The sequence below is a fragment of the uncultured Ruegeria sp. genome (assembly GCF_947504215.1).
Lineage (GTDB): Bacteria > Pseudomonadota > Alphaproteobacteria > Rhodobacterales > Rhodobacteraceae > Ruegeria.
Window position 1 is genome coordinate 176,754 of sequence record NZ_CANNGO010000007.1, and the last position, 12,112, is coordinate 188,865.

Consider the following 12,112-nt stretch of genomic DNA (forward strand, 5'->3'; position numbering starts at 1 on the left):
TCTCCTCAGGCCGCGCCACGATCGGCGCGATGTGTCTTGGCCATCCGCACCAGCAGATCAAACGCCTGCCGTGTAGCGCTCGGGTTGGCCTTGTTCTGTCCGGCGATATCAAAGGCAGTGCCGTGTGCTGGGGTCGCCACTGGAATCGGTAGCCCGCCCGCAACAGTTACACCGCGCTCAAACCCCATCAGCTTGATCGCGATCTGGCCTTGATCGTGATACATGGTCACAACCGCATCAACCTCGCCCCGCTGAGCCTTGAGAAACACGGTGTCCGAGGGCCATGGCCCTGTCACGTTCATCTGTTTTTCCTGCGCCTTGCGGACGGCAGGTTCAAGAATGTCGATCTCTTCCCGACCAAATTTGCCGTTATCGCCTGCGTGCGGATTCAACGCCGCTACTGCGATGTTAGGACGGACCTTGCCCGCCTTGCGCAGTGTGTCATCGGCCAGATTGACGGCCTTTAGTATCCCGTCTTCGGTGATGTTGGCCGCGACGTCTTTTAGCCCGATATGAGAGGTCACGCGCGTGGTCATCAGCTCATCCAGAACATTAAGTTCCGAGTGATACCCTTCATGACCCAGATACCGCGCCATATAGCGATGCTCATCCTCGGCGTTCAGCCCGGCGCCCGTCATCGCCGCCTTGTTGAACGGGCCAAAAAGGATGCCGTCCACCTGTCCCGCCATTGCCAGATCCATCGCCTTGTCGAGACAGCGCAGCGATGTGGTGCCACTTTCAACCGTCACCTTGGCGATTTTCACGTCCTCGGGTGCAATTGTGTCCAGCTCCAGATGGGAAAGCCCATGTTGATCCGTCACCTCAGACACCGTGTTCAAAGGGACCTCAAGATCAGCTTGTTCTGCGCCGCGTTGCCACAAATGGCTGTCGCCGACCAGCACGATATCGGCAGCATCCTGAACGCCATCCTGATTTAGCAGCTTGGCGATGAGTTCTGGCCCGATCCCGGACGGATCGCCAGGAACAATTGCGATGCGAGGTTTGATCATGCCACACCCTCCCAGTATTTTGAAAATCCGTCGGGCAGGATGACCATCACGTCTGGCTCCTTGCCCGTGTCAAAGGTCTGCACCACCTCGAATGTATCAAGGTTGAACCGCTGCACCTGCTCGCAATCAATCGCGATATAGGCGAAGGCGGCCTCGTTATCGATACACAGGGCCAGCGGATTCGCCGGCGTTTTCTGTTCGTGCAGCATCTCACCCGTCGCTTCGTCAAAAACGGAAAACGAGCCGCCAAAATGGTTCATCGTCACAAGGCGATTGCGCTTTTCGTCATAGTAAATTCGGCAGGGGTCATCCGGTGTTGGGAACGTACGCTCGACTTCCAGCGTTTCGGTGTTGATGACGGCTACGGTGTTGGAAATCCGTTGCGAGGTATAAAGCGTGTGTGCTTCTTCCCGCAGACATCTCCCCTCAGGTTTCTGCCCGGTCTTGATTGAGATCGGCGATACTGACACATCGTAGGGGTTGAAAACAGTCACATCGCCAGAGGTCAAATTCATGGAATAAGCCGTGTGCCCATCTTTGGTGAGGGCAAACAGATGACACTTGGTGCCGCCCGTCGGCGTGACATGATCCCATCCCTGATCGAAGGCGCGCGGGTTTTCCTTGACTAACAGATGACCTGTCCATTCCGACAGCACGTATAACCGCCCCTGCCCGTCCAGTCCGATCCCATGTGGGCGGGCATGTTCGCCCAAATCGTAGCTGTGCACGATTTCCTGTTTGCGGATATCAATCACGATGACCGACCGACCCTCGGTACCCTCGATACCGGAATTCTGCACCCCGTAGTGACCGACATAAGCGTACTGGTAATCATCGTCGACCACGAACTCATGGGGGAAATGTGGCAGGTCCAAACGACCCTGACGGGCACCCGTTTGAATGTCATACCAGCTTACGCAATGGCTGCACTTTTCAATCAGCATCATGGATTGCGCCATTTTGAACCCCTTTCCGAGTCATCAAATCTAATCTATGTGACCGGTCACATCGTTATGTGTCGCGCCGTGCATCGTCAATCCCAAATTCAGTTTGGGCGGGGATGTCCCCGCCCAGCCCGAGGTCAACGCTCCAGAGCGCCGACACCTGAGAACCGAAACGCTTCCTGTTCCAGCGCATCCAATTCGTCTGGGTTCATCTGGTCATGCGCGACCGTGATCCGGCCCAGAAAAACAAAAGGCAGCTCGTCCTGACGGCCTTCCATATGCGCCTTGATGGCCTCAGCCGTGGCGGCACCAACATCGTCGCCCATGCGCATCGGGGTTGCATCCAGTTCGCCGCGACGGATGGCGTCCAGCTCAAGACCTGTACCGCCCCAACCGGTCGAGAAGACTTCTTTCTCTTTGCCAGCTGCAACCTGTGCCTCGACCGAACCCATCGCCATCGCCGTGTTTGCGTTGTGGATGATCGTGGCCTCAGGATACGCCTGCAGGATCAGGCTAGTGCCCTCAAAACCACCTTCGCGCTGGTACTCACCATAGTGTTCATAAACGGTAGTCCAGTTGCCCTTGTCCTCAACACAGGCCTTGAAATCGCCCGAGCGCTGATCGTCAGTGATCCCCGGAATACCCCGGTTCATCGCCATGGTCACGTCCTTGCCCAAGCGTTCCAGCATGTAGTCGCACATGGTCAGCGCACCCGCGGCCGAGCTGAAATCGAACCATGCATCCGGCTGGTTTTCCAGATCCTTGGGCGGCGTGTGAAAGGCCCAGACGAAGGTGGCAAAGCCGTCGCTAGCCGACATCTTGTCGATGTTGTCTGCCTGAATGGCCAATTCCGATGGGCCAAAAATGACGAAATCATATAGATCCGCATCTTGAACCACCTGATTGGCATAAGTTGACTGCAGGCTGTGTTCGATCTGACGGCTGGCAAATTCTGTGGTCTCGTATGCGATCCCCAACTCGTCCAGGCGTTTGATCATCGCCAGATAGTTGCGCGCCCAGAAATCTGACGTATCCGCCGAAGGGTAGATCAAGGCGATCTGCAACGGCCCGTCCTGCGTGCCTGAATACTTTACTGCTTCAGCCCCGGTCGTGGCTTGCAGCGCTTCCAGCTTGCCGTCGGCATTTACCTCGCCCGGAACCCAGTAGTCCCGATCTGCGATACCGGGCAGCTCTTTCAATGGCAGGTTGCCTTCCGCCAAGGCAGCAGCAGCACACAGGCAAAATGCGCTTGTCGTCAGTAAGGCTTTGTTCAATTGTTTCACGGTAAGTCCTCCCTTTCGCGAACATTGTGGGGTCTTGCAGGTGCGTCGGGACTCCTACCTCCCGGCGCACCACTTTTGTCTGCCTTAGCCGCTTGGCGCAGGCTCGGTTGCCAGGCCCGCCCCAAGGGCCAGCAACAGGATCAGTGCACCGATCAGCGCAGCCGAGAACCGCAGCAATTTCCGCGCCTCTTTGCTGCGCAGTGCGGCCATCAAGCCATGTGCACCGTCCCGGTCTTTCTTTTGCATCCACGTGTACAGAGCGACCGAGCTGACGATGACCACACCCGAAGCGACGGATTGCCAGAAGAACTCGATCCGCAGCGTTACCAATGCGTTGATCATCATCGACAGCAGAAGCACACCGGCTAGCGAACCCAGCATCGACGCCCGTCCGCCGAACAGAGAGGTGCCGCCCACAACAACCGCTGCGATGACGTGTAGGTTGAAATACGGCGCTGAAGTTGCCTGGATGGCGTTCAGTTTTCCGGTCAGCATCACACCCGCCATCGCCGCCGCCGCACCCATCAGCACATAGGCGTAGATTTTGTGGCGATCGACCGCGACACCAGTCATTTCACTGGCTTCGGGGTTTGAACCAATGGCGATGGTGTAACGCCCGAAATAGGTGCGGGTCAAAACCACATAGCCGACAGCCATGGTGAGTAAGCCCAAAATCACCGGGATCGGGATAAATCCGGGGATTTGCCCACGCCCAATGTCCGTAATCAAGTCGGGGAACCGAGCAAGCACCAGACCTTTTGCGATGACGAGCGCGAGGCCACGATACACTAGGTCCATAGCCAAGGTGCCGATCAGGTCCGGTACCTTGAACCGAGTAATCACTAGGCCGTTGATCAGACCCATGATCGCCCCCATGACGATAGCTAATGGCACTGCCACCCACGCGGGAAAGCCGTACTGCTTGATCAAAAAGGCCATAAGAATGGCTGAGAACGCTGCAATGGATCCAATCGACAGATCAATCCCGCGCTGGGTTATAACAAAGGTCATCGCCATAGCCATTGGCATATACAGCGCCGCGTCCAGTAGGATCAGGTTCAGGTTTGTGGCGCGGAAATACCGTGCAGGTTCGGCGATACCCATGAAGATAAGGATTGCCAGGATCATCACCATTGGACCGATGAAGGCCAGATACGGCTCAAGCCGGTCCATGATGGTTTTATGTTCGGGGGTGGTGGTGGTCGCGGACATCTTGCTCTCCTTCACGCGGCCGCATCCTGAGCGCCAACGATCAGGCCCAGGACGTCTTGAACGGAACTATCCGCGGTTTTGACAACGCCAACAGCGCGGCCCCGGCGTTGCACGTGAATGCGGTCGGATACTTCGAAGACATCATCCAGCGAGTGCGAAATCAGGATCACCGCCAACCCCTGCTCGCGAAGGGATTTGATCAGCTTCAGGGTTCGGGCTGTTTCCTGCGGACCCAACGCGGCAGTGGGCTCATCCATCACCAGCAGGCGCAGGTCTTCGTGGTACACCGCGCGCGAAATCGCGACGGCCTGACGTTGTCCGCCAGACAGGCTTTCCGTCATCACGTCCATTGACCTCAAACGCACGCCTAAACGTTCTTCCAGAACCCGGGCAGCCTCGGTCTTCATGCGTTTATTGTCCAGAAACGCCATGCCCAAGACGTTCTTGGTCAGTTCGTTTCCCAGGAACATATTGGCGGCAGGCGACAGGTGATCCGCCAGCGCAAGTGTCTGGTAAACCGCGTCAATCCCGTTAGCGATTGCGTCCGAGTGGCTGGACATCTCCAACGGCTGACCGTCCATCAAGATCCGCCCTTCGGTCGGCTGGTGAACACCGGTCAGGATCTTGATCAACGTCGATTTTCCCGCCCCGTTGTCACCAACGATGGCCAAAACTTCACCGGCATAGGCGGTCAGATCAACATCCTGCAGCGCCGTGACGCCGCCAAAGCGTTTGGTTATTCCCTGCATTTGAACCAATGGCTGATCGCTCATGGCTTCCTCCTTTGCGCAAAGCTTCACCATGGCGGTCAAAAGACCGGTGTGATGGCTTTGCGCTGTGTCATCTCTTTGGAAGGCAGCCCCGCCCCTGAACGGCAGAAGCTGCCAGAGTGGTTACTTGCCCCAGATCGTCACGTAAGCGTCGCGATATGGGCTGTCGGGGTCGAACTGGTTGCTATCACCCAGCTTGGCCAGACCTTCCTCGGTCACCAGCGCGGGCGACGTCACATAGCCCGAGCACGGCTCGCCCTGAATGGCGCGGTTCAGCTCATCCACAAGCTGCCAGCCCTGCAGATTTAGCGGTTCGGCCACGGTGATGGTCTGATAACTGCCACTGCGAATACGCTGGAACGCAGCCTCGGACCCATCGCCGGCCGAGCCGGCCTGCGGGCCGTCATCCGACGAAATTCCTGCGGCCGCCAGTGCAGGCCCCATGAAGTCGAAATACAGGTCATTGATCGCCAAAGCGTGCGTCCACTGATCTCCGTATTTCTGCAGAAGGCTGGTGGTCAGCGGCCCCATCCGGGCTGACGTATCAGCAATGGGCGTGTCGACATATTCCAATACCGTGCCACCTGCGGCCTCGATGGTTTCTTTGATGCGATCGGCCTTGTCGATGGCAATCTGATAGGTGGAGTCCGTAAAGATGATGGCCCCGACCGCATCCCCGCCATCATTCATCGCCCATTCCGCAGCAACTTCGGACACGGTCATCGCATCGGTTGAGACATTGGCAAAGATACCGCCCGGTGCGTCGCAGCCGATCTTGGGGCCTGAGTGCCATGCGACCATCGGAATGTTCGCATTCACAACACCTTCAAGCGCAGCCTGCTGTTCGACGGCGTCGAAGCCATTGATGATGATCCCGTCTGGTTGCAAGGCCATTGCCTGACCGATGGCACCTGTGCGGCCCTGAATGGAACCGGCGCCGTCCAGCACGCGGACTTCCCAGCCGATGGCTCCGACCGCTTCCTCGACACCATTGGTGACGCCCAGAATGCCGCCGTTTTTCAGATCCCCTGCAACGACGACAATCGACTTGCCCTCGGCAGCTTTGGGGCCGCTTGTAGGTCCGTCAAAGGCGGTCTCGGCCATGACCGGTACACCCAGCCCCGTCAACAGGGCGGCGGCGGATACCGCCATAAAAGTCCGTTTCAGCATAATCTCCTCCCTTATGCTTTTACTTGTTGGCGCCTTTGCGGCGCTGAGCGTAACCGGCAATCCCGATCGCAATCAGCAGCGTGACACCGTTGAACATCGGCTCGACCCAGAAGGATCCACCGAATTGCTGAATGCCCGAGATACCGACAGCCAGGATCGCGACACCCACAACTGTTCCCCAAACATTCACGCGTCCCGGCTTGATGGTGGTGGACCCCAAGAAGGCCCCGACCAAAGCAGGTAACAGGAATTCAAGACCGACCGAGGCTTGCCCGATCCGTAGTTTCGATGCCAGCAACACCCCGGCAAATGCGGTGATCAGGCCCGATGACATAAACGCGCCAATGACAAACTTTCGCGTTGGAATACCGTTCAGCTGCGCGGCGCGCTGGTTGGCACCGATTGCATACAGATATCGGCCGATGGGCGTGTATTCCAGAATCAGCCACATCGCGACGGTGATGCCCAGCACGTAAAAGCCGGTGATGGGCAGGCCGAACACAAAGGTGCCGTTGATGGCGTAGAAACTGTCCGGCAACGCACCGACCATCTGACGACCGCCCGTGTGCCACAGCGCCAGCGCGTACAGCACAGTGCCCGTGCCCAGAGTGGCGATAAAGCTGTCGATCTTTGCGACTTCGACAAGCAAACCGTTCAGGAAACCGGTCAACAAACCCAATGACAGAACGATCGCAACTGCAATTGGCCAAGGGATACCAAACGTCGTCTGCAATGAGATCGCCAGAATGTGCCACAGTACGATCCCATACCCCACCGTCAGGTCGATACGTCCGGCCGCCATTGGGATCATGGCCCCAAGCGACAACAGCGCAATAATGGCCTTGTCCGAAATGATTGCCCGCAAATTCAGGAGTGTGGGAAAGGTATTGGGCAATAGGACCGAAAACAGAATGATCAGGAATCCGGTCAGAAGCACCAGCCCATAGACCGGAAGAAAGCGCAGTATCCGTGTTCTGAGCGAAGCGTTCTTCAACTCGGCCTTGGTAGGTTCCAGCGCATTGGATTCAAGCGATTGCATATTCGTAGTCCTTAACTCGCAACGGCGTTCGAGGCCGAGGCGGCTTGTATGAGATTTTCTGTGGTCAGCTCAGTACCCATCAATTCACGCACGATCTGCCCTTGGCTGAAGACAATGGCGCGGTGACAGATGGCTGCAACTTCTTCAAAATCGGTCGAGACCACGATGATCCCGACGCCATCTTCCATTGCCCGATTCAATAACGCATAGATTTCCGCCTTGGCGCCGACATCGACGCCTGCAGTAGGATCCTCGCAGATCAACAAATTGCGTTTTGTTTCCAACCATCTGCCGATCACAACCTTTTGCTGGTTTCCGCCGGAAAGGCTTTCAATGGCCATGGTTTGATCATTCGGCGACAACGCGACATCCGCACCCACGCGGGCGGCGTTTTCTGTTTCTGTACGGTGGCTCATGAAAGATAGCAGTGTTCGCCCGAAGGCAGCGGGATTCAGGAATGTGTTCTCCCGGATGGTCAGCGACATCGCCACGGACTCCTCGGTCCTGTCCCGGGCAACCAGCCCGATCCCAGACGCCATAGCTGCTTGGGGAGAGGATAGATTGGGCGCTTCGCCACGCAGGGTGATCTGCCCATCGAACATTTCGGCCCCAAACAATGCACGAGAGACGTTTTCGTGCCCTGCCCCGCGCAGGCCGACCAGCCCCACGATCTCATTCGATTGCAGCTGGAAACTTACATTGTGAGCCGCGTCCATATTCAGGCCGCTGACCTGCAGGATGGTTTCGCCCGGCGGGTTGTCGGGCTTGATCACCTGGCGTGTCTTTCGGCCAACGATCATGTAAACAAGCTCTTCCGGCGTTGTATGATCAATGCTGCGCAACCCAACCAACTCACCATCGCGCAAAACCGCCACGCGGTCCGCGATCTGAAAAATCTCGTCCAGCCTGTGCGATACATAGATCATGCCCACGCCCTGCTCTTTCAGCGGGCGCAGAGCTTCGAACAAGCGCTCAACCTCGTCTGCGGGCAGCGACGCGGTGGGTTCGTCCAGTACAAGATAGTCGCAATCCACCGCCAAGGCGCGCGCAATGGCGACAAGCGATTTCTCGGTGCGCGAAAGATCCTGCACACGAGTTGTTGGATCAAATTCGCATCCAACCTTATCCAGCGCTTGTTGGGCAAACTCATTCACTGTCTTCCAGTTGATAAGACCGTTCTTCCGAGAGTAGCCGAGCGCCAATGCAATGTTCTCGGCGACCGTCATCCATTCGATCATCCCCAAATCTTGGTGAATGAACGCAACTGACTGACGCTCTCCAAAATCACCAGGGCTGTGTTCGTATGGGTGACCATCGATCAAAACCCGACCTTCGTCGGCTTTGTGAATGCCACCAAGGATCTTGATGAGAGTGGATTTCCCGGCCCCGTTTTCACCCAACAAAGCAACGATCTCACCGCGTTCAATGTTCAGGGATACATCGCGCAAGGCATAGGTGCCTCCGAAATGCTTCTTTATCCCATCAAAGAACAGATTGCTTTGTGCAGTGCCGGGCACTGTGGCCTCCTCCCAGATCGCGGTAACCCTGTTGCTCCTCAACAACGTGTTGAGTTACCCGTAACGTTACGTTAGCATTCTCGCAGCCCACTTGGTTGTCAACAAAAAAGAGTTACCCGTAACGTAAATGAGCGACGATCCGGATAAATCTAATAGAAACAATAAAATAAGCCTGGCAGAAGTGGCCAAGGCTGCAGGCGTCTCCAAGATGACTGCAAGTCGAGTCTTGCGAGACGAAGGAGGTTTTTCGGAAAAGACACGTGCCAAGGTCATGGTAGAAGTCGATCGCTTGGGATACCTGCCGAATCGCTTGGCGACGGTGTTTGCGGGTGGCAAGAAATCGACGTTTGTCGGCGTCAGCATCCCGGAATTGGGCAATGAAATCTTCGCTCAGGTGCTCGAGGGCATTGACCGCAAACTGGGGGCATTTGGCCATCAGACGGTTCTGGGCCTGACCGAGCACGAAATCGACCACGAGGAAAAGTGGATCGAAACCGTTCTGTCCTGGCAACCTGCCGGGTTGATCGTCACCGGACGCTCACACAGCCCCAAAGCCATTCAAATGCTGCGCGGTGCAGGCATTCCCTTGGTGGAAATCTGGGACTTCAATTCCAGCCCATTGGATATGTGCGTTGGCCTGAATCACTTTGATAGCGGTTACAGCATGGGGCGCTACCTTGCTGGGATGGAGTACCGAAAGTTTGGATATGTTGGCACGTCGCATGACGTCGCCAATGCCGCGACAGCGCGGCTGAACGGGTTCTCCAAGGCAATTGAAGACGCAAATGGGCGGCTTGAAAAACAACTTTTGCTCAAGGATACCCCTGGCTTCTACACTGGTTTTTATGGGACCGAGCAGCTTTTGGCGGCCCATCGCGACATCGAAGCCATTTTCTATCAGAACGACAACATGGCCATTGGCGGCCTGCAATACACCCAGAAGATTGGTCTTCGCGTGCCGGATGATATCGGTATCGCAGGATGGGGCGACTTGCCTATCTCGGCCATTCAGCCATACCGGTTGACATCTATCGCTGTGCCACATCTGAAAATCGGTCAAATCGCCGCCGAGATGGTTTTAGCGCAGATAAACGGAGAGCCCGTGAAATCCGCCAAAGACGTCGGGTTTAGGCTCATTCCTGGCAGCACGGTCTTGAAGCCTACAGCTCGCGCGTAGCAGTTTTCATAGCCGCTAGTCTAAGCCACTGATCCGACGCTAACTCGACATCACCCGAGCCATGAACAGCTGCATCTCCAGATTTGGACCCACAAGCGCGGACGTCTCAGCGTTGCGCGGCGGCGTGATGTTGAATGGCTCTATACCGATCCGGGCTAACCGCGACATACGCCTGAATCGAGAGCTTCTACAGCAACCTGCGCGACGAGTTGCTCAAAGAGGAGCTGTACGGCGGCCTGGACGGTGCATTGGTCACTACGATATTGCCTCCGGTCGGGCCGAATTTTGGGCGGCTGGATTATTGCAGAAGGTAGTCCTGCAGCCGTAGAAAGCGCTCAGTTTCTTGTGTCACTTGGCTTTGCCCAGTTGGACATATCAAAGATCTACTGTTTTACAGTTTCCAACAATAAACGCGTCGTTCAATTTCGTGACGGGTAACGATACACGATGCAGGTAATGTCGCCACGCGTTGGAATACACTGCAGAAGCGCAACGGCGTTTCACCCGGCATATGCCGGAAATTCAAAACACTCATCGAGCAACCGATGTGGATTGATCGCAGAGAACAGGGCCGCAGTTCAACCCGCGGCCCCAATTCCGCCACCTGCATTTGATCAGATATCCAGCGTGTGTTCTTTTTCCCAACGTGAAAAATGTGACACGAACGAGTTCCACTCCTGATGTTTCATCTTCAGGAATGCGCTCGAGAATTCCTGACCCATCATCGCCTTCAGCTCGGTGTCCTTGTCATAGTCACGCAGGGCGTCGAGCATATTAAGCGGCAGCTTCGGCGCGTCGGTCACGGTGTGGCCCTCAGCATACATGTCGATATCATACCGCCGCCCCGGGTCTGCCTTGCTGCGAATGCCGGACAAGCCAGCGGCAATGATGACCGCCTGCAGCAAATAGGGGTTGGTTGCCCCATCAGGCAGGCGCAACTCGAAACGGCCAGGCCCTGGCACCCGGACCATGTGGGTACGGTTGTTGCCTGTCCAGGTCACTGTGTTAGGCGCCCAGGTGGCGCCCGACATGGTACGCGGCGCATTGATACGCTTGTAGGAGTTCACGGTCGGGTTGGTGATGGCCGCCAATGCACTGGCATGCTTCATGATCCCACCCAAAAAGTGCTTGCCCTGTTCGCCCAGACCAACTTCACCAGTTGGGCCATCGCCTTGACCCGCAAAGACATTGGTTTTTGCGGCATCACCCGGCGCATCCCAGACCGAGATATGGGCATGACAGCCATTGCCGGTCAGACCTTCGACCGGTTTTGGCATAAACGTGGCGCGCAAACCGTGCTTTTCAGCCACGGATTTGGTCATGAACTTGAAGAACGAGTGCTTGTCAGCGGTACGCAAGACATCGTCAAACTCCCAGTTCATCTCGAACTGGCCATTGGCGTCTTCGTGGTCGTTTTGATACGGGCCCCAACCCAGTTCTAGCATGTAATCGCAGATCTCGCGCACCACATCATAACGGCGCATCACCGCCTGTTGGTCATAGCAGGGTTTCTCGGCGGTATCGAACGGGTCGCTGATCTGCTCTCCATCCGGGGTCAGCAAAAAGAATTCTGCCTCGATCCCGGTTTTGACATGCAGGCCTTCGCTTGCCGCTTCGTCGATCAGTCGGCGCAACACGTTACGCGGCGCCTGAGCGACGTCCTTGTCTTCCATGACGCAGTTGCCCGCAACCCAGGCCACCTCGGGTTTCCAAGGCAGTTGTATCACAGAAGATGGATCCGGCACCGCCAGCATGTCGGGATGGGCCGGAGTCATATCCAGCCAGGTGGCGAACCCGGCAAACCCAGCGCCGTCTTCCTGCATGTCAGCGATCGCCTGCGCAGGAACCAGTTTAGCCCTCTGCCCACCGAACAGGTCGGTGAACGAAATCATGAAGTATTTGACGCCTTTTTCTTTTGCGAAAGCTGCGAGATCTGTCGTCACGATTGCTTTCCTTTCCCTGTTGTTTTTCGATTTTCAAAGCAAAACGC

Annotated in this window: 10 protein-coding genes; 1 reads left to right on the forward strand and 9 read right to left on the reverse strand. The window is 56.5% G+C overall.

Annotated elements, in window-relative coordinates:
* Nucleotides 1-5: 5 nt before the first annotated feature.
* The 8 genes from Q1B21_RS14390 to Q1B21_RS14425 form a co-directional block, all read right to left on the reverse strand.
* Nucleotides 6-1,010, reverse strand: coding sequence for a 4-hydroxythreonine-4-phosphate dehydrogenase PdxA (locus Q1B21_RS14390; RefSeq protein WP_299890349.1), 1,005 nt, complete (start codon nucleotides 1,008-1,010; stop codon nucleotides 6-8).
* Nucleotides 1,007-1,969 carry a YncE family protein gene (locus Q1B21_RS14395; RefSeq protein ID WP_299890351.1) on the reverse strand — a complete coding sequence of 321 codons (963 nt, stop codon included), beginning with the start codon at nucleotides 1,967-1,969 and terminating at the stop codon, nucleotides 1,007-1,009. Before Q1B21_RS14395 ends, Q1B21_RS14390 begins: the two co-directional genes overlap by 4 nt.
* A 122-nt stretch (nucleotides 1,970-2,091) precedes the next feature.
* The gene (locus tag Q1B21_RS14400; protein WP_298935157.1) at nucleotides 2,092-3,237 is read right to left on the reverse strand and encodes a substrate-binding domain-containing protein; all 1,146 of its coding nucleotides are present in this window, start codon (nucleotides 3,235-3,237) and stop codon (nucleotides 2,092-2,094) included.
* 84 nt (nucleotides 3,238-3,321) lie between these two features.
* A complete protein-coding gene (locus tag Q1B21_RS14405) occupies nucleotides 3,322-4,449 on the reverse strand; it encodes an ABC transporter permease (protein ID WP_299890353.1) in 1,128 nt (375 codons plus the stop codon).
* A gap of 11 nt (nucleotides 4,450-4,460) precedes the next feature.
* The gene (locus Q1B21_RS14410; protein ID WP_299080479.1) at nucleotides 4,461-5,222 is read right to left on the reverse strand and encodes an ATP-binding cassette domain-containing protein; all 762 of its coding nucleotides are present in this window, start codon (nucleotides 5,220-5,222) and stop codon (nucleotides 4,461-4,463) included.
* A 120-nt stretch (nucleotides 5,223-5,342) separates the two neighbouring features.
* The gene (locus Q1B21_RS14415) at nucleotides 5,343-6,389 is read right to left on the reverse strand and encodes a substrate-binding domain-containing protein (protein WP_298935160.1); all 1,047 of its coding nucleotides are present in this window, start codon (nucleotides 6,387-6,389) and stop codon (nucleotides 5,343-5,345) included.
* Between the two features lie 19 nt (nucleotides 6,390-6,408).
* A complete protein-coding gene (locus tag Q1B21_RS14420) occupies nucleotides 6,409-7,428 on the reverse strand; it encodes an ABC transporter permease (RefSeq protein ID WP_298935161.1) in 1,020 nt (339 codons plus the stop codon).
* Between the two features lie 11 nt (nucleotides 7,429-7,439).
* Nucleotides 7,440-8,945: a sugar ABC transporter ATP-binding protein gene (locus Q1B21_RS14425; protein WP_299890357.1), complete on the reverse strand. Its 1,506-nt coding sequence runs from the start codon at nucleotides 8,943-8,945 to the stop codon at nucleotides 7,440-7,442.
* A gap of 127 nt (nucleotides 8,946-9,072) precedes the next feature.
* Between Q1B21_RS14425 and Q1B21_RS14430 the strand changes: the two genes are divergently transcribed.
* Nucleotides 9,073-10,122 (forward strand): LacI family DNA-binding transcriptional regulator, encoded by a 1,050-nt coding sequence (locus Q1B21_RS14430; RefSeq protein ID WP_299890359.1) that lies wholly within the window; start codon nucleotides 9,073-9,075, stop codon nucleotides 10,120-10,122.
* 614 nt (nucleotides 10,123-10,736) lie between these two features.
* Here the strand turns inward: Q1B21_RS14430 and glnT are convergent.
* Nucleotides 10,737-12,065 carry a type III glutamate--ammonia ligase gene (gene glnT, locus Q1B21_RS14435; RefSeq protein WP_299890361.1) on the reverse strand — a complete coding sequence of 443 codons (1,329 nt, stop codon included), beginning with the start codon at nucleotides 12,063-12,065 and terminating at the stop codon, nucleotides 10,737-10,739.
* Nucleotides 12,066-12,112: the final 47 nt, after the last annotated feature.

Excerpts from the sequence above, each read along its gene's own strand:
- Q1B21_RS14430 (WP_299890359.1), top strand. The coding sequence starts at position 9,073 with ATGAGCGACGATCCGGATAAATCTAATAGAAACAATAAAATAAGCCTG.
- Q1B21_RS14415 (WP_298935160.1), bottom strand. The coding sequence starts at position 6,389 with ATGCTGAAACGGACTTTTATGGCGGTATCCGCCGCCGCCCTGTTGACG.
- Q1B21_RS14390 (WP_299890349.1), bottom strand. The coding sequence starts at position 1,010 with ATGATCAAACCTCGCATCGCAATTGTTCCTGGCGATCCGTCCGGGATC.
- Q1B21_RS14405 (WP_299890353.1), bottom strand. The coding sequence starts at position 4,449 with ATGTCCGCGACCACCACCACCCCCGAACATAAAACCATCATGGACCGG.
- Q1B21_RS14395 (WP_299890351.1), bottom strand. The coding sequence starts at position 1,969 with ATGGCGCAATCCATGATGCTGATTGAAAAGTGCAGCCATTGCGTAAGC.
- Q1B21_RS14410 (WP_299080479.1), bottom strand. The coding sequence starts at position 5,222 with ATGAGCGATCAGCCATTGGTTCAAATGCAGGGAATAACCAAACGCTTT.
- Q1B21_RS14420 (WP_298935161.1), bottom strand. The coding sequence starts at position 7,428 with ATGCAATCGCTTGAATCCAATGCGCTGGAACCTACCAAGGCCGAGTTG.